Source organism: Microbispora sp. NPDC049125 (assembly GCF_040802045.1).
Taxonomy (GTDB): Bacteria; Actinomycetota; Actinomycetes; order Streptosporangiales; family Streptosporangiaceae; genus Microbispora.
In genome coordinates, this window is record NZ_JBEZDW010000046.1 from 1 (window position 1) to 23,647 (window position 23,647).

Annotated in this window: 22 protein-coding genes, 1 pseudogene and 1 riboswitch; of the genes and pseudogenes, 12 read left to right on the forward strand and 11 right to left on the reverse strand. The window is 71.1% G+C overall.

Translation table 11 applies throughout. The features are described from left to right. Positions 1-331: pseudogene (locus AB0B72_RS35010) on the reverse strand (SGNH hydrolase); the annotation flags it as partial. 808 nt (positions 332-1,139) lie between these two features. Here AB0B72_RS35010 and AB0B72_RS35015 point away from each other — a divergent pair. Continuing rightward, the gene (locus tag AB0B72_RS35015) at positions 1,140-2,651 is read left to right on the forward strand and encodes an endo-1,4-beta-xylanase (RefSeq protein ID WP_367743752.1); all 1,512 of its coding nucleotides are present in this window, start codon (positions 1,140-1,142) and stop codon (positions 2,649-2,651) included. 64 nt (positions 2,652-2,715) lie between these two features. Here AB0B72_RS35015 and AB0B72_RS35020 read toward each other — a convergent pair whose 3' ends face one another. Then, positions 2,716-3,363: an HD domain-containing protein gene (locus tag AB0B72_RS35020; RefSeq protein WP_367743753.1), complete on the reverse strand. Its 648-nt coding sequence runs from the start codon at positions 3,361-3,363 to the stop codon at positions 2,716-2,718. Positions 3,364-3,509: 146 nt separating this feature from the next. Here AB0B72_RS35020 and AB0B72_RS35025 point away from each other — a divergent pair, with 146 nt between their 5' ends. Beyond that, positions 3,510-4,529 carry a GlxA family transcriptional regulator gene (locus AB0B72_RS35025; protein ID WP_367743754.1) on the forward strand — a complete coding sequence of 340 codons (1,020 nt, stop codon included), beginning with the start codon at positions 3,510-3,512 and terminating at the stop codon, positions 4,527-4,529. Positions 4,530-4,577: 48 nt separating this feature from the next. Here the strand turns inward: AB0B72_RS35025 and AB0B72_RS35030 are convergent, their stop codons facing one another. Further along, the gene (locus AB0B72_RS35030) at positions 4,578-5,084 is read right to left on the reverse strand and encodes a MarR family winged helix-turn-helix transcriptional regulator (RefSeq protein WP_367743756.1); all 507 of its coding nucleotides are present in this window, start codon (positions 5,082-5,084) and stop codon (positions 4,578-4,580) included. Between the two features lie 109 nt (positions 5,085-5,193). On the opposite strand from AB0B72_RS35030, the gene AB0B72_RS35035 reads away from it, so the two are divergent. Further along, on the forward strand, positions 5,194-5,790 hold the full coding sequence (locus AB0B72_RS35035; protein WP_367743758.1) for a sulfurtransferase: 597 nt from the start codon (positions 5,194-5,196) through the stop codon (positions 5,788-5,790). Positions 5,791-5,849: 59 nt separating this feature from the next. Next, a complete protein-coding gene (locus AB0B72_RS35040) occupies positions 5,850-6,032 on the forward strand; it encodes a hypothetical protein (protein ID WP_367743759.1) in 183 nt (60 codons plus the stop codon). A gap of 53 nt (positions 6,033-6,085) precedes the next feature. On the opposite strand, the gene AB0B72_RS35045 is transcribed toward AB0B72_RS35040, so the two are convergent. Continuing rightward, positions 6,086-6,616, reverse strand: coding sequence for an XdhC family protein (locus AB0B72_RS35045; RefSeq protein ID WP_367743761.1), 531 nt, complete (start codon positions 6,614-6,616; stop codon positions 6,086-6,088). 141 nt (positions 6,617-6,757) lie between these two features. On the opposite strand from AB0B72_RS35045, the gene AB0B72_RS35050 reads away from it, so the two are divergent. The 3 genes from AB0B72_RS35050 to AB0B72_RS35060 all read left to right on the forward strand — a co-directional run bounded on the left by AB0B72_RS35050 (position 6,758) and on the right by AB0B72_RS35060 (position 9,810). Further along, positions 6,758-7,711, forward strand: a complete 954-nt coding sequence (locus tag AB0B72_RS35050; RefSeq protein ID WP_367743762.1) for a DUF72 domain-containing protein — start codon at positions 6,758-6,760, stop codon at positions 7,709-7,711. Positions 7,712-7,890: 179 nt separating this feature from the next. Continuing rightward, positions 7,891-8,035: riboswitch (cyclic di-AMP (ydaO/yuaA leader) on the forward strand. 12 nt (positions 8,036-8,047) lie between these two features. Next, the gene (locus AB0B72_RS35055; protein ID WP_367743764.1) at positions 8,048-8,809 is read left to right on the forward strand and encodes a glycoside hydrolase family 25 protein; all 762 of its coding nucleotides are present in this window, start codon (positions 8,048-8,050) and stop codon (positions 8,807-8,809) included. Between the two features lie 65 nt (positions 8,810-8,874). After that, a complete protein-coding gene (locus AB0B72_RS35060) occupies positions 8,875-9,810 on the forward strand; it encodes a DUF2332 family protein (protein ID WP_367743765.1) in 936 nt (311 codons plus the stop codon). A 33-nt stretch (positions 9,811-9,843) separates the two neighbouring features. Here AB0B72_RS35060 and AB0B72_RS35065 read toward each other — a convergent pair whose 3' ends face one another. The 5 genes from AB0B72_RS35065 to AB0B72_RS35085 form a co-directional block, all read right to left on the reverse strand. Further along, positions 9,844-11,082 (reverse strand): PP2C family protein-serine/threonine phosphatase, encoded by a 1,239-nt coding sequence (locus AB0B72_RS35065; RefSeq protein WP_367743766.1) that lies wholly within the window; start codon positions 11,080-11,082, stop codon positions 9,844-9,846. 180 nt (positions 11,083-11,262) lie between these two features. Then, positions 11,263-12,438: a zinc-dependent alcohol dehydrogenase gene (locus AB0B72_RS35070; RefSeq protein WP_367743768.1), complete on the reverse strand. Its 1,176-nt coding sequence runs from the start codon at positions 12,436-12,438 to the stop codon at positions 11,263-11,265. Beyond that, positions 12,435-12,977 (reverse strand): SRPBCC family protein, encoded by a 543-nt coding sequence (locus AB0B72_RS35075; RefSeq protein WP_367743769.1) that lies wholly within the window; start codon positions 12,975-12,977, stop codon positions 12,435-12,437. The genes AB0B72_RS35070 and AB0B72_RS35075 overlap by 4 nt, the downstream gene beginning before the upstream one ends. A 117-nt stretch (positions 12,978-13,094) precedes the next feature. Continuing rightward, complete coding sequence (locus tag AB0B72_RS35080; RefSeq protein WP_367743770.1) at positions 13,095-13,820, reverse strand: response regulator; 726 nt, start codon at positions 13,818-13,820, stop codon at positions 13,095-13,097. Then, positions 13,817-15,118, reverse strand: coding sequence for a sensor histidine kinase (locus AB0B72_RS35085; RefSeq protein ID WP_367743772.1), 1,302 nt, complete (start codon positions 15,116-15,118; stop codon positions 13,817-13,819). Before AB0B72_RS35085 ends, AB0B72_RS35080 begins: the two co-directional genes overlap by 4 nt. 113 nt (positions 15,119-15,231) lie before the next feature. Between AB0B72_RS35085 and AB0B72_RS35090 the strand changes: the two genes are divergently transcribed. From AB0B72_RS35090 to AB0B72_RS35105, 4 genes are read left to right on the forward strand one after another with little or no spacing between them, the layout of a single operon-like run. After that, on the forward strand, positions 15,232-16,902 hold the full coding sequence (locus tag AB0B72_RS35090; protein ID WP_367743773.1) for a hypothetical protein: 1,671 nt from the start codon (positions 15,232-15,234) through the stop codon (positions 16,900-16,902). Then, positions 16,899-17,369 carry a hypothetical protein gene (locus AB0B72_RS35095; RefSeq protein WP_367743774.1) on the forward strand — a complete coding sequence of 157 codons (471 nt, stop codon included), beginning with the start codon at positions 16,899-16,901 and terminating at the stop codon, positions 17,367-17,369. The genes AB0B72_RS35090 and AB0B72_RS35095 overlap by 4 nt, the downstream gene beginning before the upstream one ends. 32 nt (positions 17,370-17,401) lie before the next feature. Further along, on the forward strand, positions 17,402-18,583 hold the full coding sequence (locus AB0B72_RS35100; RefSeq protein ID WP_367743775.1) for a hypothetical protein: 1,182 nt from the start codon (positions 17,402-17,404) through the stop codon (positions 18,581-18,583). Positions 18,584-18,638: 55 nt separating this feature from the next. Then, positions 18,639-19,223 carry a hypothetical protein gene (locus tag AB0B72_RS35105; protein ID WP_367743776.1) on the forward strand — a complete coding sequence of 195 codons (585 nt, stop codon included), beginning with the start codon at positions 18,639-18,641 and terminating at the stop codon, positions 19,221-19,223. Positions 19,224-19,245: 22 nt separating this feature from the next. On the opposite strand, the gene AB0B72_RS35110 is transcribed toward AB0B72_RS35105, so the two are convergent. After that, positions 19,246-21,441 (reverse strand): DEAD/DEAH box helicase, encoded by a 2,196-nt coding sequence (locus AB0B72_RS35110; protein WP_367743778.1) that lies wholly within the window; start codon positions 21,439-21,441, stop codon positions 19,246-19,248. A gap of 178 nt (positions 21,442-21,619) precedes the next feature. Between AB0B72_RS35110 and AB0B72_RS35115 the strand changes: the two genes are divergently transcribed. Then, positions 21,620-22,513 (forward strand): alpha/beta hydrolase, encoded by an 894-nt coding sequence (locus AB0B72_RS35115; protein ID WP_367743779.1) that lies wholly within the window; start codon positions 21,620-21,622, stop codon positions 22,511-22,513. Positions 22,514-22,571: 58 nt separating this feature from the next. Here the strand turns inward: AB0B72_RS35115 and AB0B72_RS35120 are convergent, their stop codons facing one another. Further along, complete coding sequence (locus AB0B72_RS35120; protein WP_367743780.1) at positions 22,572-23,615, reverse strand: cupin domain-containing protein; 1,044 nt, start codon at positions 23,613-23,615, stop codon at positions 22,572-22,574. Positions 23,616-23,647 lie beyond the last annotated feature (32 nt).

The window sequence follows — 23,647 nt, forward strand, 5'->3', positions numbered from 1 at the left end:
AGGTGCGGGCCCAGCCGGTGATGTTGGCGTCGATCTGGTCGATGCGCCAGCCGGGGTGGCCTTCGTGGTCGTGGTCGCCGAGGTTGCCGGGCCCGTTGTACTGGGAGCCGACGAAGTCGATCGTGTAGCGTCCGGCGGCCAGGCGTTGCCACAGGCCGATCCGGTATCCGCCGGGGACCTGGGTGCCCTCGGTGATCGAGTCACCCAGCGGCATCACCCGCACCCCGCCGTTGGACTCCGCACCGGCGGGTCCCGCTCCCCAGGTCACGCCGGCCACAGACAGGGCGACCGCCGACAGACCGGCGCCCACCCACCTTCTCCACGTACGCATGCTCAGCCCCTTCTGGCCATCAGCGAGCGAGCCCGGCCAGCACTGTGTGTAATTACCGACATCACGGATACTTCAGCTTTCTCGTCACCGACCGCCGTAAGGTGCTGCGCTCCGCATCGGACATGGCGAAATCCGACGCGCGCTGGGCGACTCGCCGGTTATAAAGGGGCGCACCGGCCGATCGCGGTGGTCCGGCTCTCTCCGCTGTTCACGGAGAAACCTTTCCGGCCGGCGGGCCGGCGACGTCAGCGTGGGCATCGGGGCGTGGATGCGGAGCCCTCCCCTGCATTGTCAGCGTCACAATCGAAACTGCCGCTTCGGCGCCCCTTTCCGCCACGGTCGGAGATGGTGATGGGGCGGAGCAAATACGAGGTGGGAGATGCCGTCAAGCGGCCGATACACCGCCATACCTGGACATCTGGAGGAAGCGGCGGCTCATCTGCGGTTATCGGGAGTTTTCCAATCCGGCCGATGCGGTGACGTGCTGAAAATTTCACTGACTTTGCCCATCGCGGCTGGATGGGCCGATCGCGACTTTCGGGAAGTCGGGAGGGAAGTCGGCATGGATGACAAGCGCCTTCCGCCGGTCCATGATCCTCGAAAGTTTCGCAATAGTCTTGACCTATTTCGGGAAGCTTTCCACACTGGGTCTCCGGAGCGGTCTTTCTGCCGGATGGCGATACCCCGGCGGGACGCAACCGTCTGCGACGCCCTGATGGTGGTGCGCCTCCTGGTCGACGGGGCGCGGCGTCGGCGACGCGAGATGTTCCCGCGTTCCCGTTTGTGAGTCAGTTACGGAGGCTCAGGCATGGGCACCAACGTCATCCCCCCACCTGGCGTCCGGCGGCCTCTCAGAGGTCTTCGCCGGGCCTTGGCCGCCGGCGCTCTGGGCGTACTCGCCGCGGCCACGACGCTCTCAGTGCCGGTTCCCGCCGATGCGGCGGCGGACACGCTCGGCGCGGCGGCGGCGCAGAGCGGCCGGTACTTCGGCACCGCGATCTCGGCCGTCAGGCTCGGCGACGCGCAGTACACCACGATCGCGAGCCGCGAGTTCACCATGGTGACCGCCGAGAACGAGATGAAGCTCGACGCCACCGAGCCCAGCCGCGGCCAGTTCACCTTCACCAGCGGTGACCGCATCTACAACTGGGCCGTCCAGAACGGCAAGCGGATGCGCGGGCACACCCTGGTCTGGCACTCCGCACAGCCGGGCTGGCTGCAGTCCCTGTCGGGCAGCGCGCTGCGTCAGGCGATGATCGACCACATCAACGGCGTGATGGGCCACTACAAGGGCAAGATGTACGCCTGGGACGTGGTCAATGAGGCCTTCGCCGACGGCAACTCCGGCGGCCGGCGCGACTCCAACTTCCAGCGCACCGGCAACGACTGGATCGAGGTCGCCTTCCGCACCGCGCGCGCCGCCGACCCGGCCGCCAAGCTCTGCTACAACGACTACAACATCGACAACTGGACCTGGGCCAAGACCCAGGCCGTCTACGACATGGTCCGCGACTTCAGGCAGCGCGGCGTGCCGATCGACTGCGTCGGCCTGCAGTCGCACTTCAACAGCGGCAGCCCCTACAACGCCAACTACCGCACCACCATCGAGAGCTTCGCCGCCCTCGGGGTGGACGTGCAGATCACCGAGCTGGACATCCAGGGCGCCCCGGCCACCACCTACGCCGACGTGGTCAACGACTGCCTGGCCGTCGCCCGCTGCACCGGCATCACCACGTGGGGCGTCCGCGACATCGACTCCTGGCGATCCGGCGACACCCCACTGCTGTTCGACGGCAACGGCAACAAGAAGCCCGCCTACACCGCCGTCCTCAACGCACTCAACGCCGCCCAGCCGACTCCCACCCCGACACCAACGCCGACGCCGACACCCACGCCGACCCCGACGCCGACGCCGACTCCGTCCGCGGGAGGGAACGGGGCGATCAGGGGTGTCGCGTCCGGCCGGTGTGTGGCCGTGCCCAGCGCCTCCACCACGGACGGCACCGCGGTGGTGTTGTGGGACTGCGACGGGCGGAGCAACCAGCAGTGGTCGTCCACCCCGGCCGGCGAGATCAGGGTGTACGGCAACAAGTGCCTGGACGCCGGCGGCACCCGCAACGGCGCCGTCGTCCAGATCTACTCCTGCTGGGGCGGCGACAACCAGAAGTGGCGCCGCAACTCCGACGGCACCATCGTCGGCGTCCGGTCCCGGCTGTGCCTGGACGCCGTAGGCGCCGCCACCGCCAACGGCACCCGCCTCCAGCTCTACTCCTGCACGGGCGGCGCCAACCAGAGATGGGCCTGGAACGGCGGCTCGTGAACACCCGCCCCGCCTCCCACGCCGACGCGTAACCCGCCTCCGGCCGCGATCCCGAGCCCGGCGATCACTCGGGCCAGGGCGAGCTCTGAATGACCTCGACGAAGTCGCCGCGGATGAACCCGGGGACGAAGTGCTCGAGGACATCCGCCTTCACGTTCCCGAAGGTGGTCTCCGGTCTCGGGGCGATGCCCTCGGTGAACGCCTGGAGGATGCGCCGCTTGAAGTCCGGGCGTGGATGCAGCGCGGTGATCTCCGCGCGAGCGGCCTCGCCGATGTCGGCATAGCCGATACCCAGCACGTCGTACTCCACGCCGGCCGTGACCAGCGCGACCTCCGGTTCCATGAACTCGGGGATGCCCGGCGTGGTGTGCAGGGCGATCGCCGTCCACACCCTCCGGATGCTGTCCTCCGGCACACCATGGCCCTGCAGGAAGCGCCGGGCCTCGTCGGCGCTGTCGACCTCGAACCGCCTCCCGCTGCCGCGGTGTGCCTCGCCGAGGCCGAGGTCGTGGAACATGGCCCCGATGTAGAGCAACTCGGGGTCGAAGCTCAAGCCGCGGTTCCTGCCCTGGAGGCTGCCGAACCAGTAGACGCGGCGTGAGTGGTGGTAGATCAGGTCGCTGGTGGTGTCGCGCACGAGCTCGGTGGCCTCCGTGGCGAGCTTGGTGTCCGGCACGGTCACCCCCGCGGTGACCTTCTCCTGAACCGTCATTGACGTGCACTCCTCACGTGGAGAGGTCTTTTCGAGTTCCAGGCTGTCCCCGGGCCGGGCCGTTCGGCCAGGTCTTCCAGGACAGATACCCCACAGACAAGGACATGACCCCGGGAGCCCGCCAAGCCCCGCCGTACGCTGGGGGCATGGAAGACGGAACGTGCGATCCCCGGCCGCACCGGGTCATCGTGTTCGCCTTCGACGGGGTGCGGCTGATGGACGTCGCCGCGCCGCTGGAGGTGTTCGCCACCGCGTCCACCGCCGCGCATCCCTACACCGTGGGCGTGTGCACGCCTGACGGCCGTGAGGTCACCACCTCCACCGGCCTGCGCATCTCGGCCGACCTGCCGGCCGCGGGGGTCGCCGCCGTCGGCACGCTCATCGTGCCCGGCCCGGCCGACCTGGCCGCCTTCCGGAAGCGGCCCGAGCTCGTCGATCACGTGAGACGGCTGACCGGCAGGTCCCAGCGGGTGGCGGCCGTGTGCACCGGGGCCTTCGCCCTCGCCGCGGCCGGCGTGCTGCGCGGCCGGAGGGCGACGACGCACTGGGAGCACGCCGCCGATCTCGCCCGCGACCATCCGGATGTCACCGTCACCCCGGACGCGATCTACGTTCAGGACGGTCCGGTGCTCACCTCGGCCGGAGTCACGGCGGGCATCGACGTCTGCCTGGCCCTGGTGGAGCAGGACCAGGGGCCGGAAGTGGCGCGGAAGGTCGCACGCGACCTCGTGGTCTTCCTCCAGCGGCCCGGAGGCCAGTCGCAGTTCTCCGTGGCCTCACGCACCCCGGGCACGCGCCACCCCGTCCTGCGCCCGCTGCTCGACGCCATCGCCGCCGATCCGGCGGCCGATCACACCCCGCACGCGCTGGCCAGGACCGCCGGGGTGAGCACCCGTCATCTGTCCCGGCTGTTCCGGGAGCAGGCCGGCACCACTCCGGCCGCGTACGTGGAGATCATGCGTCTGGAGGCCGCCCGCATCCTTCTGGAGCGCGGTGAGAGCGTGACCACCGCGGCCCGCCGTAGCGGCCTGGGCAGCGACGAGACCCTGCGACGTGTCTTCGCCCGCCACCTGAGCACCACCCCGTCCGCGTACGCCGCCCGCTTCCGCACGACCGTCCCCGCTTCCCGGGCGACGCCTCGGCGTCCCGCCCTGGAAGTCGTCTGAGCGCGGGTACGGAACCGCCGGGACGAAGCCCGGGCCCGGCCTCGGACGTCACGTCACGGCGGCGATGCCCTGCGGATCCTGTCCGTGCGCGGCCCGGTGAGAGTTGTTGGCATCGTTGGCGGCGGCGATCACCCGGGTCAGCGCCTGGTGGAGATCCTTGAGCTCGGCGAGCTCCATCCCCAGGCGCCCGACGATCGCCGGGGGGATCTTCTCGGCTTCGGCGCGCAGTCGCCTTCCCGCCTCGGTGAGGGTGACCGCGAGGGAGCGCTCGTCGTCGCTGGCGCGGGGCCGACGGACGAACCCGGCGGTCTCAAGGCGTTTGAGCAGCGGTGACAGCGTGGCGGGATCGACCTGCAGCAGCCGGCTGAGGTCCTTGACCGACAGAGGCGCGTGCTGCCACAGCGCGAGCATCACCAGGTACTGCGGGTGGGTCAGCCCCATCGGCTCCAGCAGGGGGCGGTAGACCGCGATCACCGTGCGCGAGGCGACCGCCAGAGCGAAGCAGACCTGGTTCTCCAGGGCCAGCGGGTCGGCGATGTCGCCGAGGTCACTCATGGGCACCTCCATGGAAGTCGAAACCCATGCTATAACAGATAGTGTACTAACGATTAGTGTACTAATCGTTCGCCGGCAACCCCGCATCCCCTCGTCAGAGAGAGAAGCCATGAGCCGCTCCCACGTGCTTGTCGACGCCGCCTGGGTCCTGGAGCACCTCGATGACCCGGGTGTCGTCCTGGCCGAGGTCGACGAGAACAGCAGGGCCTATGACGAGAACCACATCCGCGGCGCGGTGAAGATCGACTGGAGGGAAGACCTCCAGGATCCGGTCCGGCGTGACTTCGTCGGAAAGGCCGGCTTCGAGGACGAGGTCATCGGCTCCATCGGCACCAAGAGCATCGCCGACGTCCGTTCCCCCGACGAGTTCTCCGGCAAGATCCTCGGCCCCACGCACCTGCCCCACGAGCAGGCTCAGGTGGCCGGCCACATCCCCACGGCCAGGAACGTCCCATGGTCGAGGGCCGCCGCGGACGACGGCACGTTCAAATCCGACGAGGAGCTCCGCCGTCTGTACGCCGGCGCGTCGGTCGATCCGGACGCGGAGGAGACCATCGTCTACTGCCGCATCGGCGAGCGCAGCGCGCACACCTGGTTCGTGCTCAGTGAGCTGCTCGATCGGCCCGGCGTCAAGAACTACGACGGCTCGTGGGCGGAGTACGGCTCGCTCGTCGGCGTCCCCGTCGAGCGCGGCCCCGCCTCCTGATCGCGGCCCGTACGGAAGAGGGGCCGGTCCAGCAGATGACCACGTCAGCGGAGGCTGTCATGTCTCAGAGGAAAACCCTGGAAGAGCGCATCGCCGACCGCCAGGCGGCACGGCCGCCGCTGAAGGAGGGAAAGGACTTCGAGCACGGACCGGCCAAGTTCGTGTTCTTCTTCCTCATCGCCTTCGTCGTGGGCCTTCACCTCGTCGGCCTCGTCATCCTCATGCTGCTTGGGCTTCACTAGGCGCTTGGGGCCGTTCACGTGGCCGGACAGGCGCCGGCCGGCGCGATCGGTGATCAGAACGCGAAGCCGCCGGGCCGGCCGTTCCGGTCGGCGATCAGACCGGCGAGCGTGGCCACGGCGATCTCCGCGGGCGTACGGGAGCCGATGTTGAGCCCGATCGGGCGATGCACGCGGGCGATCTCCTCGGGCGGGACGCCCAGCTCGGCCAGCGCCCGTACGTGCGGGCCGGTGTGGCGCGGGCTTCCCATGATGCCGATCCAGCGGGCGGGGCTCCTGAGGACGTCGCGCAGCATCGGCCCGATCTCCTCGCGGTGGTGGTCGGTGACCACCACGTCGGCCGCGCCGTCCAGGTAGTCGCCGGCTTCCCGGACAACCGGGAACGAGCCCATCGGCAGGCCGTCGAGGCGGCGCCCGGCGTCCGGCTCCAGGAGGATCGGCCGGAAGCCCAGCTCGGCGCCGAGCCTCAGGAGGTGGCCCGCCACCGGGGACGCGAACACCGCGACGAGCGTCCGGCGTGCCCCCTCGGGGAGCGCGTCGCCGTGGGCGACGTCACACGCGGGGTCCTCATCATGGCTGTGGGGCATGACGACAGTCTCTCAGGTCCGTCCGGTTCCGCCGGCGTGCTCGGCCCGGTGTGATGGGTGCCCGGTGTGATGGGTGCCCGGTGTGATGGGTTTCGAGGCGTACCGCCCATATGGAGACGCGAAGCCGCCTACGGTCGGGGAATGGGCAAGATCCTCATCGGTACGGCCTCGTGGACGGACAAGTCGCTCCTCGCCTCCGGCTGGTACCCCCGCGACGCCTCCACGCCCGAGGCCAGGCTCGGCTACTACGCCGGCCGCTTCCCCCTGGTGGAGGTGGACGCCACCTACTACAACCCGCCGGCCCGGCGTACGGCCGAGCTGTGGCGTGACCGTACGCCGAAGGACTTCACCTTCAACGTGAAGGCGTTCTCCCTGCTCACGCAGCATCCGACCCGGCCGGCGGCCCTCTACAAGGATCTGCGGGCCGCTGCCGGGGAGTCCAAGCGGACCCTCTACCTGCGTGATCTCCCTCCGGACGCCGTCGAGGAGGTGTGGCGCCGCTTCCTGGGAGCGCTGGAGCCGTTGCACGAGGCGGGGAAACTGGGCGCGGTGCTGTTCCAGTTCCCGCAGTGGTTCCCGCCGGGCGCCGCCAACCGGCGTTACATCCTCGAATGCCGGGACCGCTGCCTGCCGATGCGCGTCTGCGTCGAGTTCCGCAACGCCGCGTGGATGGACGGGGACACCCAGCGGGACACCCTCGGCTTCCTGGCCGGCAACGATCTGCCGTACGTGGGAGTGGACATGCCGCAGGGTCACCCGTCGTCGATCCCGCCGGTGCTGGCGGCCACCTCGGACCTCGCCGTCGTCCGGCTGCACGGTCACTCGGAGAAGTGGACGAGCCGGGTCATCGAGGAGCGGTTCGGATATCTGTACTCCGAGCAGGAGCTTCAGGGCTGGGCCGGCCGGATCGCGGAACTGTCAGAGGAGGCGGCGGCGACGCATGTGCTGACCAACAACTGCTGCGCCGACAACTCCCAGCGCAACGCCGCGCGGCTGGCCGACCTGCTGGAAGAGCGGGGCGCCGACGTCGTGCGGCCCGCGCCGCCGCCCGCGCCGGGAGAGCCGTATGCCGACGCCCCTCCCTTGTGGTCGTGATCCGCAGACCGACCTACGCGCTCGCCAGGCAAAGAGGTGTTTTGTCCTATTTACACCCTTATGGTGTTGTGTGTACCTTTGAGGGTAGTGGCGCGTGTAGCGATGCCCCCCACCCTCGCTTCCGCTGCCACTTTCGTTGCCCGGACCGCGCGCTCCGGCGGGACCTCCGTCCCGGCAGGAGTGCGCGGCCGCCGAATCCGCGTCTCGCGGAGCCGGGGACCCATCCTCTCGGGGTGAATCGGAGCGCCGGCCCAGGCTGCGCCCCGTAGGGCACTTCCTGCCCGAACCCGTCAGCTAACCCGGTAGGCGGCATGGAAGCAAGGAGTCAACACCTTCATGCCCGACCATCGCCCCATCTCGGCCGCTCCCTCTCCCAAGAAGCGGCTGAGCCTCTCGAAGAAGCGCCTCGGCGCCGTCATCGCAGGCGTGACCATGGCCATGTCGGTCGCCACCGCCACCCTCGTGCCCAGCGGCCCGGCGCACGCCGGCGGCGTGCCCGGCGGCCCCGAGCACACCGCCCCGTACACCTACGGCTCCGACGTCTCGGGCTACGAGTCTGACTACGACTGGGGTGCCAGCCGGGCACAGTTCGGAATCATCAAGGCCACCGAGGGCCTGGACTTCCGTGACCCCGCCTTCGCACGGCACTGGCGTGAGCTGGACAAGAAGGGCATCGTCCGGGGCGTCTACCACTACGGCCACCCCTCCAACGATCCCATCGCCGAGGCCGACTACTTCCTGTCGGTGGTGAACGAGCAGCCCAGCAAGCCCGGAGACCTGCTCGTGCTGGACCTGGAGACCAGTGACGACGAGTCCGTCGCCCACGTCAACAGCTGGGCGAAGGCCTGGCTGGCTCACGTGAAGGAGAAGACCGGCGTCACCCCGATGTTCTACAGCGGCTGGAACTTCGCCAACACCTACGGCTACGGCCTGCAGCAGTACCCCTTGTGGGTGGCTCACTACGGCAGGGCCCAGGGGGACGTCACACCGCCCGCCGACTGGAAGACCTGGACGATCCACCAGTACACGGACACCCCCATCGACCAGAACGTCTCTTCCCTGACTCCCCGCCAGCTGCGCGCCCTCGGCCGCCGCTGAGCCCGGGTGCAGGCCCGGGTCCACTTCTGGTTCGGCGCGCCGGCCGTTCGGGTCATCATGGGGACATGACGACCGCCGAGAGCTACGCCGAGTTCGCCGCGCGGGAGGCGCACGGCGTGTCGCCCGCCTACGAGCGGCTGTCGCTCGCGGTCTCCCGCGACGACGAGGTGCTCGGGCTGCTCGGCACGCTGCCGCCGGCCAAGCGGCAGCCGAACCTGCTGTTCGGCGTCGTACGGCTCCTCGGCGGCCCGGTCGAGGATCCGGCCGCCTTCCACGACTACACGGTGGCGAACTGGCCGGCGATAGAGACGGAGATGCGCACCCGGGCCACCCAGACGAACGAGGCGGGGCGGTGCGCTGTGCTGCTCCCGCTGCTGGCCGCGCTGCCGCAGCCGCTCGCGCTGCTGGAGGTCGGCGCGTCCGCCGGGTTGTGTCTCTACCCCGACCGCTACGCCTACCGCTACGGCGACCACCTGGTCGGCTCCGGCGAACCGGTCCTCGAATGCGCGGCGACCGGAGTGGCGCCGCCGGCGGGCGTGCCGGAGGTGGTGTGGCGGGCCGGCCTGGATCTGAACCCGCTCGACGTGACCGACCCCGCCGACGTCGCGTGGCTCGACGCCCTCATCTGGCCGGAGCACGCGCACCGCCGCGCCCGGCTGCGGGCCGCGGCGGCCGTCGCCGCGGCCGAGCCGCCGCTCCTCGTGCGCGGAGACCTGGTGGACGACCTGCCGGCGCTGGCCGCGCGGGCGCCGGCGGGCGCGACGCTGGTGGTGTTCCACACCTCCGTGATGTACCAGGTGCCGGCGCCGAGGCGGGAGGCGTTCGCCGAGGTGGTACGCCGGCTGCCCGGGCACTGGATCGCGAACGAGGCCCCGGGCGTGATGCCCTGCGACGGGCTGCCGCGGCCGCCGGGGGAGGCGCTGCACAACGTGCTCGCACTGGACGGGACGCCGCTCGCCTGGACCCGGGGGCACGGGCAGGCGATCGTCTGGTTCGGGTGACGCCGGCGCGGTGGGCCACGGCGACCCGCGCGGTCAGGGAGTCAGCTCGCCGGCGTCCGTACCGTGCCATTCGACCAGCAGCACGGTGGCGTCGTCCTGGAGATGGCCGCCGTGGTAGTCGAGGACGCTGTGGATCAGGCGGCGCAGCGTTTCCGGCACCGGCAGGGCGTCGGCGTTGTGGCGGATGATGAAGTCGACGAAGCGGGTGAGGCCGAACTCGCGGCCCTGGCTGCCGCGGGCCTCGGTGATGCCGTCGGTGTAGAACACCACCCGGTCGCCCGGCTGCAGTTGTTCGTGGCACAGCGTGACGGGCAGGCCGAGGTCCAGCCCCATCGGGTGGGCGGGCGGGCAGCGCAGGGTGGTGATCCTCCGGCCGTCCCTGATCACGACCGGTGGGTGATGGCCGCGGTTCACCCAGCTCAGCACACCGGTGGAGATGTCCAGATCGGCCAGGATCGCGGTGACGAAGCGGGTGGCCCGGCCGAACTCGCCGATCAACGTGCGTTCGACCGCCTCGCTCGTCTCGACCAGGCCGGCTCCCCGGCGGCGGTTGTTGCGGCAGGCGGCGACCGCGAGGGAGGCGGTCAGCCCGGCGGAGACGTCGTGGCCCATCGCGTCGAAGATCCCGAGGTGCACGGTGTCGTCGTCGATGGCGTAGTCGAAGGCGTCGCCGCCGACCTCGTAGGCCGGTTCCAGCGCGGCGCTGATCACCACCTGCTCGCAGGCGAAGGCCAGCGGCGGCATCAGCTTCCACTGCATCTCCGCGGCCACGTGCATCGGCCGGGTGCGCACCAGCCGGGGGTATGAGTCGCTCAGAGAACGCTTGCTGGCCACGAGCAGCGCGATCACCGACGCCAGGGCTCTGAGGTCGTCCTCGGCCTCCGGGCGGGCGTCAGAGGAGCCGACCCTTAAGACTCCGAGCCGTTCCGTGCCGTCCAGCAGCGGCACCCACCAGCAGCGCGGCTCGTCGCCGGTGCGGGGCCGTTCCAAGATCCGGGTCTCCTGGAACGCGCGCCCGGCCAGCGTCGCGTCGATCCTCAGCTCGGCCGTCTGCGCGTCCTCGTCCCCGCCCGTCTCCTTCGTCTGGTCGGCCATCAGCCGAAGCACGTCCTGCTGCAGGTCGACGAGGTAGATCAGCACTCCGTGGAGGCCGGCCTGAGCCGCGTGCTCTTTGGTGAGTGCCGGCAGCTGCTCCAGCGCGGCCAGGTGGCTGGCTTCGAGCAGCCCGGTGAGCATCCGTGCCGTTGCGGCGTCTACCACGGTCCCGGCCACATGTGATCACCCGCGTCCATCGATGGACTTCCGCTGTCTCGGCCGGTGTCTGCAAACCCGACATGTCCGGCGGTCACAGCGTATCCAAGCGGTCTGGCGGCCGCCCGATGGACGGCCGCCAGGCTCCGTACCCCCGCTCGGGGCAGGGGAACCCCGGATCTGGGGAGATCCTTGGACGGGTCAGGGCTTCAGGACGACCTTCTCGCAGTTCTCCCGCTTGTTCTTGAAGATGTCGAAGCCGTGCGGCGCCTGCTCCAGCGGCAGGGTGTGCGTGATGATCCGGGTCGGGTCGATCTCACCTCGTTCGATCCGCCGCAGCAGCGGTTTCATGTACCGCTGCACGTGGCACTGCCCGGTGCGCAGGGTGAGCGACCGGTTCATCCACGCCCCGGCGGGGAACTTGTCGAGCAGGCCGCCGTACACGCCGACGACCGACACGACGCCGCCGCTGCGGCACGACAGGATGGCCTGCCGCAGGGCGTGCGGCCGTTCGGTCTCCGACCGGACGGCCTGCTTGACCCGGTCGTAGACGCTGATGTGGGCGCTTCCGTGCGTGGCTTCGAGGCCGACGGCGTCGATGCACTTGTCCGGGCCGCGCCCGCCGGTCAGCTCCAGCAGCCTGGAGCGGACGTCGACCTCGTCGAAGTTGACGACGGTGTAGCCGGCCTCCTCCGCCATGCGCAGCCGGTACGGCTCCTTGTCGATCGCGATGACCTGAGCGGCGCCGAGCACCCGGGCGCCGTCCATGGCGAACTGCCCGACCGGGCCGGCGCCCCACACGGCGACGACGTCGCTCGGCTGGATGTCGCACATCTCGGCGCCCATGTAACCGGTGGGCAGGATGTCGGACAGGAACAGCACCTGCTCGTCGCTCAGATCCGACTCGATCTTCAGCGGGCCGACGTCGGCGAACGGCACCCGCACGTACTCCGCCTGCCCGCCGGCGAACCCGCCGGTCAGGTGCGAGTACCCGAAGATCCCGGCGAGCGGGTGACCGAACATCTTCTCCGCGATGCCGGCGTTCGGGTTGCTGTTCTCGCAGCACGAGTACAGCTCGGCGGCGCACGCCGCGCACGCGCCGCAGGCGATCGGGAACGGCACGACGACGCGGTCGCCGGCACGCAGCCGCTCCGGGTCGACGCCGGAGCCGACCTCGATCACCTCGCCCATGAACTCGTGGCCCAGGACGTCGCCGTCCCGCATCGTCGGGACGTACCCGTCGACGAGGTGCAGGTCCGAGCCGCAGATCGCCGTCGAGGTGACCCGTACGATCGCGTCTCGGCTGTTGAGGATCGCCGGGTCCGGCACGTCGCGGACCTCGACCTTGTCGCGTCCGGCCCAGGTGGTGGCCTTCATGCCTGCGCTCCCTTCGCGAGCTCCTCGGCGGACAGGGGCTGCGCCGGGCGCTGCGGGAACTCGTGCCGGGCCCGCTTGCCCCAGGGAGCCCCGTCGGACCGCACCACCTCGCCGGTCTCCAGCACCTGCTTCAACCGGCGCAGGTCGTCGTCGAGCTGCTGGTGCGGCTCCTCGCCGAAGTACCTGGCGACCGCCTTGCCGAGCGAGCCGCCCGGGATGTCGTAGGCGAGCACCACGTGGACCTCCGTGCTCACGCCGTCCGGGGCGGGCACGAACCAGACCTTCCCGGTGTTCGGCACGTCGGCGTCGCCGGTCGACCGCCAGCCGATGCGCGTACCCGGCACCTCGTCGTCGATCTCGGCGTCCCATTCGACCGTCCTGCCGAACGGGGCGCTCGCCGTCCAGTGGCTCGTCCGTTCGCCCGTCGACCGCACTTCGTCGAGATGGGACATGAACGCCGGGAGGTTCTCCAGGTGACGCCAGAACGCGTACACGTCCGACGCCGGCTTGCGGATGGTTGTCGTGGCCGTCAGATCCATGGCTTCTCCTCTCCCGATCCCGCTACCGAGCTCAGCCGGACTTACACATGCGCGCGGGAAACGTCGCCGGCTCGGCCCAGGAAGGCGGCCGGCGACGCGCGGAGTCGCGTGCGGAACCTACCTGGTGCCGCGCCTGCCCCGGCCGGCCTTGCCGCCTGCCGGATCGGGGAGCGCGTCGAACGGCGTGAGGGCATGCCCGACGAGGCCGTGGAGGTGGGCGTAGGAGACCGCATGGACCCGGTCGCGCAGATTCAACTTGGTGAGGACGCGGGAGACATGCGTTTTGACGGTCTCGTCACCGATTCCGAGGCGATCGGCGATCTCGGCGTTGCTGTACGCCTCGGCGAGCAGCAGCAGCACCTCGCGTTCCCGTGTGGTGAGGAGGTCCAGGCCGGCCGGGACGGGAGGCGGGGCGATCCCGTCGGCGAGGCGGGCGCTGAGGCGGCGGGTCACCGAGGGATCGATGAGGGCGTCGCCGCGGGCGGCCACCCGGATCGCCGCGATCAGCTCCTCCGGCGGCAGGCTCTTCAGCAGGAAGCCGCTGGCCCCCGCGCGCAGGGCGCGATGGACGTACGTGTCCTGGTCATAGGTGGTCAGCAGGATCACCTTGGTGGCGTTGGCCGTGTCGGCGAGGATCGTCTCCGCGGCACGCAGGCCGTCGAGCCGGGGCATGCGGATGTCGATGATCGCAACGTCGGGACGCAGCCGGAGCACCTCGCTCAGGGCGGTCCGCCCGTCCGGCGCCTCCCCGACGCATGCCAGGTCGGGCTGGGTGTCCAGGACCGCCCGCAGCCCGGAGCGGAACATGGCGTGGTCGTCGGCGATCAGGACGCGCAAGGTCATGAGGGGTCCCGGGGGAAGGTCACGGTGGTGATCCACGTTCTGCCGTCAGGTGCGGGCCCGTAACTGGTGCCACCTTTGAACATGGTGACACGGCTGCGGATCCCCTGCAGTCCCCGATGCGGTGAGTCGGGCCGGACGCGTGGCTCCGCGGCGAGCGGGTTGGAGGTCGTCACGGTGAGGCTGGCGGGGGCGTAGCGCAGCTCCACCTCCGCGACACCGCCGGCGCCGTGCCGCAGGGCGTTGGTGAGCATTTCCTGCACCACCCGGTACACGGCGATGTCCAAAGACTCCGGCAGCCGGGAGGGGACGCCGTGGACGGTCACCCTCGCCCGCAGGCCGACGGCGCGTACGGCGTCGAGCAGCTCGGGGAGGTTGTCCAGACCGGGCTGGCTGTCCTCCCCTGAAGGGTTGCCGTGCAGGAAGTCCAGCAGACGCCGCAGGTCGAGCATGGCCGCCCGGCTGGAGGTCTCCACGGCGGTCAGCGACTTCGTCAGGTCCTGGGCGTCCGGCGCCGTCGTGGCCCGCAGCCGGGCCACCCCCGCGTGGACTCCGATGGCGCTTACATGGTGGGAGATCACGTCATGCAGATCGCGGGCGATGCTGCTGCGCTCTTCCGCGATGGCCGCGGCCAGGGCCTGCCGCGTCTCTCGCTGTTCCCGCTCGGAGCGCTGCTCGAGCTCGGCGATGTACGCGCGCCGGGCGGTGGTGTACCGCCCGACGAGCCAGGGCAGCAGCGCGTCGGCCATGGCGTTGACCAGTATTCGCCTCGGCGCGACGTGCGCCCCGGCGAGGGTCTGTCTCACGACGATCCCCGTCGCCAGGCAGACCAGGGACACCACCGCCGGCCATCGGTTCAGCCAGGCACCCGCCCGGTAGGCGGAGATGAGCAGACCCGCGTAGTTCAGCATGCCCAGCGGACTGGGCCCTGGGTGCGGCACGGCGTCCCGCATCGCGACGGCGGCCCAGGCGCTCCCCACCGCGACGGCCGCCTGGGCGACGGCCACGACCCCCGAGAAGCGCGGTGCGCCGGCCAGGCCGGCGTCCACCACGACGACCGCCGCCAGCATGGCCCAGCGCCATCCCATCGGATAGGGCAAGGAGGCGGCGCCGATGGAGAAGGACAGGCAGTCCACCGTCATCGTGACCGCGGCGATCACGATCGCCTGGCGGGTCAGCGACCCGCTGACGTCGCGGGTGCGGGCGGGTCCGGCCCGGCGCCCGTCATCTCCATCCCTGCCGGCCACCGGCACCCCTTCCGTCCACCGTTCCAGCGACCGCGTCATCCCGGGGGCGGCCATGACGATCCATGATGGCCGGTCGCGGAGTGTCGCAGAGTCCCCCGTCCGGGGGACCCGCATCCCCTGTCGCCGTGACGACAGCGGCAGGCGGCCTTCCCTAGGCTCCCCGCACGATGGACGACACCGCCGCTCGTACGAAGGGACACGACAGCCCCCGGCATGCGGGTCACGCGTTCCGGCGCCGGCTCGGCACCGTACTCGCCGTCCCGCTGAGCGCCGTGGCCCTGCTGTTCGTCATGAGCCCGGGGGCCGAGGCGGACTCCACCGCCGGCGGCGACGTGCAGGTCGCCCAGACACTCGGCGACCGAGAGCTGACCGTCATCCTGCGCCGGGTCACCGGCGTGCCCGGGCCTCTCAACGTGGATGTGATCACCCACACGGGCACGGCCGCCGGACGCCTCACGCTGGCGGTGACTCCCACCGGGGTCTCCACGTCCGCGTCCGCCGCCTCGGCGTCGGGCACGACCGCCGACACCGCCGTGATCACGTTGGGCGGCCGGCCGGGGACCTTCTCCGCCGTACTGGACGTCACCCGGGCCGGCCCGTGGGAGCTGTCGCTGAACGACGGGCGCAGGACCGCGACGATTCCGTTCGTCGTGCCGAAGCAGACCACCTCACCGGCGGAGACCGCCGTCTACGTGGGCTTCGGCGGCGCCGGGGTTCTCATCCTCGTCACCGTCCTGGTCGCCGTGCGCGCGCGCCGCGTCTGGTGGACGCTGCTGCCGGCCGGCGGGCTGGTCGCCTGCCTGACTGTGGCGGTCACCGGCGCGCTGCTGTCGTCCCGGCTGCCGCTGCCGCCGTCCCAGGGGGGCCAGGTCGACGCCACCATCGACGGCGTCGGCGACCCCTACGCCTACGTCGGGCAGCGGACCGCCGACTACTCGCGCCCGCCCGCCACGCTGCTGCTGCGGTCCTCCACGGACCGCGCGGGCGAGGTGGCCGATCTGCGCCTGACCCTGTCCGACGCGTCCACCGGCCTGCCCGTGGACGACGTCGTGGTCCACGACGGGGCGCTGCTGCACCTGCTGGTCGTCGGCCCCTCGGGCACGCTGTGGCACCTGCACCCCATCAGGATCGGTGCCGGCGCATTCGAGGTCCCGTTGTCCCTGCCCGACGAGGGCCACTACGCGGTCTCGGCCGAGTTCGCCCGCCGGGGTGGCGGAGTCCAGCAGCTCCGCTCCGCCACCGGCATCGACGCGGTCCCCGGCTCCGGCGCCGCCGTGCCGACCACGTCCGGTGGCGCTTCGCCCCGGGTGGGGACCGGCGTGCGGACCGTGGCGGGCGTCGACGTACGGCTGACCGCGTCGTCGCTGGTGGCGGGCATGGCCACCGTGCTCACCGCCCGCGTCGGACAGACGGCGGCTCTCCAGCCCTGGCTCGGCATGCTCGGACATCTGATCGTCGTCGGTCCGGTCTCACCCACGGAGGCGGTGGGGACGGCGACGCAGGGCGCCCAGGTGTGGGCCCACTCCCACTCCATGGGCGCGATGCCGGACGGCACCCACGACATGAGCGGCATGGAGGGCATGTCACACATGGAGGGGATGGAGGGGCAATCGCCGGAGTCGTTCTCGGACATGCGCTCGATGAGAGGCCTGACCTCGGTCAACGGCGACAGCGTCGCCGACGAGACCGTCGCCGCCTACGGCCCCGACATCTCCTTCGTCTACACCTTCGCCGCCACCGGCTTCTACCGGATCTGGATCCAGGCCGAGCGCGGCAACACCATCCTGACCGTCCCCTACCTGCTCCAGGTCACCGGCACTCCGGAGAAGACCCCATGAGCCGGCGTCTGCCGCCGTCCGGTCAGCGGGTCCTGGTGGCCGCGGTGGTCCTGTCGGCGATCCTGCTCACCGCGCTGTCGGTCCCTGCCCTGTGGGGCCCGTGGCCGGGCACGCCGGTGTCCGGCGAAACGCCACGAGGGGCGGCGACGCTCACGGGCGGCACCGCCCACGACGTGGTGACCCTGACGGTCTCCACGCCCGTCACCGGCACCACCGGGGTCGACGTGCGGCTCGCGCCGCGCACCGGTGCGGCGAGCGGCAGGTCGTCACCGGTCGTCACGGTCTCCGCGGTGCTGCCCACCGCGGGCCACGCGGTTCCCGGCTTCACCGCCGCACCGGCCGCGGGCGGCCGCTACCACGTGGCCGGCCTCCCGCTGATGATGCCCGGACGCTGGGAGTTCGTGGTCGCCGTCGAGGGGGACGGCCGCCACGACCGGCTGGTCTTCCCCCTCACCATCCCCCGCTGAACGTGCCGCCCCCTTCCAGAAAGGAAGGCCCGATGGAATCCGATCCCGCGTCCACGCTCACCGGCCCAGGCCGGCCGTCCCCGCCCGGCCGGCCGCCGCGGCCTCAGTCCGCCGGCGTGGCCGGCGCGTACGCCGTGCTGGCCGGCACCCTGCTGTCGCTGATCGGCACATGCTGGGACGTCCAGTGGCACGTCGACGTCGGCCCGGACACCTTCTTCACCCTGCCCCACCTGGTGCTGTACTCCGGCAGTGCCATCGCCGGCATCGCCGGCCTGGCGATGGTGCTCAGCGCCACCTTCGCCCAGCGGGCCGGACGTCCCGTCGACCCCACCGTCGGCGGCAGCCCGGTCCGGGTCCTCGGCGGCACGTTCACCGCGCCCCTGGGGTACCTCGTCGCCGGGACCGGCGCCGCGCTGTTCCTGCTGTACGGCCTGCTGGACCTGTGGTGGCACTCCCTGTACGGATTCGACGCCGTGCTGAACTCCCCGCCGCACGTCGCCCTGTTCATCTCCGTCAGCCTGACCATGGCCGGCGCCGTGATCGTCTTCTCCGCCTCCCGCGCCCAGCGCTGGGGGCGGATCGGGTTCGTCGTGAGCATCCCCGTGCTGATCACGTTCACCCCCATCACCACCAACGCCCTCAACGGGCTGGGCCTGCCCGTCGACCACAGGCTCGCGGGCACCGTCTTCTTCGCCGTCTGCTTCGTTCTCATGGGCGCCATCACCCTGCGCCACCGGTGGGTGGCCCTGTCCATCGCGGCCGTCCTCGGCGTCATGCAGCTGTTTGTCTGGTGGTTCTCGCCATGGGCCGCGAAGGTCTACGCGGACTACGTGGGACTGCCTCTGCGGGACAACCTCAGGGACATGCCCCCTCAGGTCCCCGCCGGAATGCCCATGTTCCTGCTCGCCGCGGCACTGGTGATGGAGGCGCTCCTCTGGCTGGGGCGCGGACGCGGCTGGCCGGTCCGCCTGCTGCCCCAGCTCACCGGTGCCGCCGGAGGAGTGGTGCTCGGCCTCTCCATGCTCGTGCAGGCGTCGATGCTGCGCGGAGGGGCGGGGGGAGGGCCGATGGGCCGGTCCGCCACATCCGCGACCACGGTGCTGGCCGTCGCGATCCTCGGGCTGGCGTTCGGTGCCCTGGCCGGCTACCTCGCCGCCCGCTTCGCCGTCCTGCTGCGCCTCAACACCCCCGCCGCCGATCAGGAAAGCCGCTGACCCGATGCACCTTCGAACGCTTCTTACACGACCGGCCCGCGCGACGCGCCGGCCGGTGAGGGACCGCGCGGGGGCACTGCTCCTCGCCCTGTGTGTCGTGGGCGCCGCGGCCCTGCTCTGGACCCCGTCGGCACAGGCGTACGCGCCGGTCGAGCCCGGGCAGGCGTACGCGCCGGTCGAGATCGTCCACACCGAGCAGGTGCGGGCCGGCCCCTACCACCTGACCGTGGGCTTCTCCACGTGGCCGCTTCGGGCCATGCAGTCGCTGGACTTCACCTTCACCCCGGACGGCGGACTGACCGGCAAATCCGGCACCCTCAGCATGACGGGACCCGGCATGAAGGCGGGAATGCGCAACGTGAGCCCGCTGTCGCGCCACCCGCGCGAACGGTCCGTCTGGGGCCTGGACATCCAGGCGCTGCCCACGGCCGGGCGGTGGTCTTTCACCTTCACCATCCATGGTCCTCAGGGGCAGGGAACCGGCACTCTCAGCGACATCACCGTCCTCGACCAGCCCGGCCCCCCTTTGGCGCTGAGCTGGACCCTGTGCGCCCTGCCCGTCGTCGGACTGCTCGCCTTCCTGATCGCCGCGTGGCGACGTCACCGCCCATCCCGCCACCTCGTGGCGATGGGCGTCTGAGACGCCGACGGCCCGGCGCGGTCTATATCCCGTCCTGCGAGGAGCCGCCGCCCGCGTGAGCGTCCGGGCCCGGCAGGAGGCGGCGCTGTTCCTCCTCGATGATCTGGCGGGCCAGCGACTGTTCGGAGATGTCGACCGCGTCGGCGCTGGACTCCGCCAGGTCGCTGCGCCGTGCGTAGGCGTCGAAGAGCGCCCCCTTGACACCCAGGATGTCGAGCATGCGCTGGTCGACGGAGTCCACCGCGAGGAGCCGGTGCACCTGCACCTTGCGCACCTGGCCCATGCGGTGGGCGCGGGCCACGGCCTGCGTCTCCATGCTCGGTTTGACCTGCGGCTCGCACATGATGACGACGGAGGCGGCCTGCAGGTTCAGCCCCACGCCGCCCGCCTGGATCTGGCTGAGAAGCACCGCGTGCCCCGCCGCGCCGGAGAACTCGTCCACCAGCCGCTGACGCCGTTCGGGGGAGAGGGCGCCGGAGATGGGCCCGTGCGCCCGGCCGTTCAAGGCGGCGGCGACAGTGGCGAGCACGTCGCGGAAGTAGGAGAAGACGATCACCTTGAGGCCGTTGACCCGCGCGTCCTCGACGAGCTCCAGCAGGCGCTTCAGCTTGGCGGAGGTGTCCGGGGCGGCGAAGGCGGCGCGGCGCATGGCCATGAAGTTGCCCGCCGCCACGGCGTCCCGGTAGGCGGTTGAATCGGAGCCGCTGAACTCCACCCACTCCCGCGTTTCGACGCGGTCGGGCAACTCGGTGAGCACATCCTGCTGGTTGCGGCGCAGATACACCGGTGCGACGGCCTTGCGGAAGGACTGCGCCCCCGCGACGACGTCGCTGCCGCGAAGCTCGGCGACCAGCTCCGGCTGAAGGTAGGAGACCAGGATCCGGAACTCCTCGACCCGGTTCTCCATCGGCGTACCGGTCAGGAAGAGCACCCGCTCGGTGCGCCGGCACCATTCGGCGACGGTCCTGGAACGCCTGGTCTGCGGGTTCTTGACGTAGTGGGCCTCGTCGACGATCAGCATGCCGACCGTGACGGCGGACGGGATCTCCAGACGGTGGAGGCCGTCCAGTGTGGCCACGGCGACCCCGCCCCGCCGCACCCACTCCTCCTGGGCGGCCGCACGGTCGGCCCCGTGCAGCGGATAGGGCCGCAGGACGCTGCGCGACTCCACCTCGCGCATCCAGTTGATCAGCACGCTGGCCGGGCAGACCACCAGGAAATGGTCCTCGCCTGCCGCCTTGAGATGCGCCATGGCGGCGATGGCCTCGATCGACTTGCCCAGGCCCATCTCGTCGCCGAGGATGACGCGGCGCTGGACGAGGGCGAAGCGGGCACCGAAGGCCTGGTAGCCGCGGAGGGAGACCCTGCGGTGGGTGTCGTCGAGGTCCTGGGCGGCGACCTTGGCGGCCAGGTCGTCGGGGAGCATCCCCTCACCTGACGCGGTGGGCTCCCCGCCCAGCTCGGTGAGGAGGTTGTAGTACTCCGGGGAGCGGAACTCGAAGTCGGCCCACGCCTCGAACTCCGACGCCGGGGGGCGGAGTAGATCGGTGGTGGCCTGGGTCAGCAGCAGCCGGGTCTCATCGGCGTCGTCGAGCAGACCGGAGATCGAGGCCAGCGCCTCCCGGGCGAGGCGGCGGCGCCGCGCGCCGGCCACCAGCATCCGGAGCCACCCGCGCGCCGGGCGCGCGTCCGCCATCAGCGGCGCGAGCCGCTCGCCGAGCCTCCTTGCGGCGTCGAGGGCGCGGGGGAGGTCGGGCCCGGCGTTCACCAGCCGGTGGAGCGCGATCACCAGCTCGGCCGACGTCTGGTCCCGCCGCTCGACGTCGATGCGGACACCGGCGGCCTCCTGCGCCGCCCGCGCGACCTCGCCGGCCGCCGCGTGCATCTGCCGGGCGGTCTGCGCGCCGATCCCCGGCAGCAGCTGAAGCTGGTACGGCGTGGCGTCCAGGACCTGCAGGACGGTGGTGTAGCCGGCCTTCTCCAGAGCGCCGACACGAAGGCGCCCGCCGGTCACCTCCTTGAGACGGCTCACGGGGATCGCGCCCAGGTCGGCCCGTGCCAGGTCGGCGCGGACCGTCCCCAGCGCCTTCTTCACGCCGTCCTGGACCGACGCGTGCTCGTCGAGCAGGGTCCGCGCGGCGGTGAGAAGGAGATCCGCCCTGCGCAAGAGGGCGTCCGCGTCCCGGGTCGTCAGCCGCTCGCCATCCCGCTCGGTCACGCCGCCGCCTCGTCTTCCCGCTTTCTCGCCAACGATCGAGCAGCGTATCCAATGGACGCTCCAGGGAAAGGCCGGATCTCGCTTGGGTGATCATGGAGAACCTCCGGCCGGGCACCGGCATCTAAGGGGTGTCGAGAAGGGCAACGGCGTGTCCGTCATGACGTGAGGAGAGGTGCCTGTGATCACCAGGCGTACGGTGCTGGCCGGCGGTTTGGGCGGTCTCGGAGCGCTGGCGGTCACCGGCGCGGTGGGCGCCGCGCTCGTGGAGGGGGAGGTCCTGCCGGGCAAGGGCTGGCTGGACCGCACCCTGGGACGCTGCGGAACCGTTCCGGCCGCCCCCTCGGCCGCCGGCGTCGTACAGGCGCGCGCGTTCGCCTCCCGCCGTCGCCGGGTGGATGTCACGGCGGTGACCGTGCTGCCGTCGGGCGTCACCTCGATCCGCGGCCTGCGCGTCGTGGTCGCGTTGCACGGCTACGGCGCCACCGGCTCGTCCGTGGTGCGGGACCTGGCGCTGGATCGCTACCTCACCGACGCCGTGGCGCGCCACGGGGCGCCGCCGTTCGCGATCGTCGCGGTGGACGGGGGCTCCAGCGGGTACTGGCACCGGCGGGCGAGCGGCGACGACCCTCTGGGCATGATCACGGCGGAGCTGCTGCCGCTCCTGAGGCGGCAGGGAGCGCTGGCCGGCCGCGTCGGTGTCATCGGCTGGTCGATGGGCGGGTACGGCGCCCTGCTGCTGGGCCGGCGGCTGGCGGGGAGGACCGCGGCCGTCGTCGCCTCCTCGCCGGCGCTGTTCCAGGGCTACGAGGATGCCCGCGCCGCCAACCCCCTGGCGTTCGACGACGCGGCCGACTTCGCACGCAACGACGTGTTCGCCAAGCTCGGCGCGCTCGACGGCGTCGCGGTCCGGGTCGACTGCGGCACGTCCGATCCCTTCGCCCCGATGGTGCGCCGGCTGCGCCAACGGCTGCGCCCGGCCGGGGAGATGAGCGACGGATGTCATGACGCCGCGTTCTGGCGCTCCCGCCTCCCGGATCAGCTCGCCTTCCTCGGCCGCGCCCTCGCCGCCTGACCGCCGCCTGACCGCCGCCGGGCCCGCCGTCATCCACGGTGAAAGCCCGAGGCCACGCTCAGGAGCGGACCGGGTCGCGAGGGTTGACCCGGGCGACGATGAGCGGGTCGACCGGGGTGAAGGGGAATCGGGGAAGGTCGCGCTCGGCGACGTCGAAACTCGCGGCGAGAACTTCGCGAGAGAACGCCGACGCGGTGGCCCGATAGCCGATGTCGCCGGGCATGGGCTGGTCGAAGAAGATGAGGAAGTGCATGTCCTCCTCGCCGATGACCTCGATATGGTGCGGATAGGCTCGCGGCACGAAATACATGTCGCCTGGGCCGAGCAGATACTCGTCGAGGGTGTTGTCCGGGTCCAGGACGCGCATGCGGGCATGACCTTTCGCGACGTATCCCATCTCGCCGGTGATCGGATGCCAGTGCGGAGTGCGCATCCCGCTCTCCTTGATGCGCAGGGAGTACATGGAGATGTCCTCCAGGGCGGCCCAATACTGCTTACGGGCGAGGCGGGCGTCGCCGTAGGAATAGGACAGCGGTGGATGCTGGCCTTCGGCATCGAACAGACGGGCGTTGGGCCGTCCGGCCGTGGACGGGACATCGGCGCTTCCCGTGCGACGGACGATCTGTTGCGCCGCGGACCGGTCGAAGGCGGCGAACGCCGAGCCGGGCAGGTCGTAGGTGTTGCCGAGCACCGCATCGGTCATGGCGTTGAAGCCGGCGCGCAGCGAGAAGTGCTGAGGCCGCTCATTGCGCAGCGCGAGAATGAACTCGGCGCGTTCGGCGCCGATGTTCTCGATGTGGTAAACGGCGCCGGACTCGACGTGGTACATCTGGCCGGCGCTCACGATGAACGAGGAGAAGACGTTGGCGTCTCCGAGGATCGACACCAGAGCCGTGCCGGAAAGGCAGTAGCCCAGCTGGTTGGCGTTGACGTTCCACTGCGGCTCACGGATCGCGCCCGGTTCGAGGACGACGCGCTTGATCGAGAGCCGGTTGAGAATCGGCAGCACGGTGGCGTCGACCACGGTGACCGATCCGAGTTCGTTTTCGAATGCGGGGGACACCGTCGCCAGGGAGGTGACGTGTGGCGAGATGCTGGTCATGGTTTCCCCTTCGTTGCCCGAACCCGCGCGGC

Excerpts from the sequence above, each read along its gene's own strand:
- AB0B72_RS35070 (WP_367743768.1), bottom strand. The coding sequence starts at position 12,438 with ATGAAGGCCACCACCTGGGCCGGACGCGACAAGGTCGAGGTCCGCGAC.
- AB0B72_RS35060 (WP_367743765.1), top strand. The coding sequence starts at position 8,875 with ATGACGACCGCCGAGAGCTACGCCGAGTTCGCCGCGCGGGAGGCGCAC.
- AB0B72_RS35080 (WP_367743770.1), bottom strand. The coding sequence starts at position 13,820 with ATGACCTTGCGCGTCCTGATCGCCGACGACCACGCCATGTTCCGCTCC.
- AB0B72_RS35090 (WP_367743773.1), top strand. The coding sequence starts at position 15,232 with ATGGACGACACCGCCGCTCGTACGAAGGGACACGACAGCCCCCGGCAT.
- AB0B72_RS35040 (WP_367743759.1), top strand. The coding sequence starts at position 5,850 with ATGTCTCAGAGGAAAACCCTGGAAGAGCGCATCGCCGACCGCCAGGCG.
- AB0B72_RS35085 (WP_367743772.1), bottom strand. The coding sequence starts at position 15,118 with ATGGCCGCCCCCGGGATGACGCGGTCGCTGGAACGGTGGACGGAAGGG.
- AB0B72_RS35045 (WP_367743761.1), bottom strand. The coding sequence starts at position 6,616 with ATGCCCCACAGCCATGATGAGGACCCCGCGTGTGACGTCGCCCACGGC.
- AB0B72_RS35035 (WP_367743758.1), top strand. The coding sequence starts at position 5,194 with ATGAGCCGCTCCCACGTGCTTGTCGACGCCGCCTGGGTCCTGGAGCAC.
- AB0B72_RS35120 (WP_367743780.1), bottom strand. The coding sequence starts at position 23,615 with ATGACCAGCATCTCGCCACACGTCACCTCCCTGGCGACGGTGTCCCCC.
- AB0B72_RS35100 (WP_367743775.1), top strand. The coding sequence starts at position 17,402 with ATGGAATCCGATCCCGCGTCCACGCTCACCGGCCCAGGCCGGCCGTCC.
- AB0B72_RS35020 (WP_367743753.1), bottom strand. The coding sequence starts at position 3,363 with ATGACGGTTCAGGAGAAGGTCACCGCGGGGGTGACCGTGCCGGACACC.
- AB0B72_RS35015 (WP_367743752.1), top strand. The coding sequence starts at position 1,140 with ATGGGCACCAACGTCATCCCCCCACCTGGCGTCCGGCGGCCTCTCAGA.
- AB0B72_RS35025 (WP_367743754.1), top strand. The coding sequence starts at position 3,510 with ATGGAAGACGGAACGTGCGATCCCCGGCCGCACCGGGTCATCGTGTTC.
- AB0B72_RS35055 (WP_367743764.1), top strand. The coding sequence starts at position 8,048 with ATGCCCGACCATCGCCCCATCTCGGCCGCTCCCTCTCCCAAGAAGCGG.
- AB0B72_RS35075 (WP_367743769.1), bottom strand. The coding sequence starts at position 12,977 with ATGGATCTGACGGCCACGACAACCATCCGCAAGCCGGCGTCGGACGTG.
- AB0B72_RS35050 (WP_367743762.1), top strand. The coding sequence starts at position 6,758 with ATGGGCAAGATCCTCATCGGTACGGCCTCGTGGACGGACAAGTCGCTC.
- AB0B72_RS35095 (WP_367743774.1), top strand. The coding sequence starts at position 16,899 with ATGAGCCGGCGTCTGCCGCCGTCCGGTCAGCGGGTCCTGGTGGCCGCG.
- AB0B72_RS35030 (WP_367743756.1), bottom strand. The coding sequence starts at position 5,084 with ATGAGTGACCTCGGCGACATCGCCGACCCGCTGGCCCTGGAGAACCAG.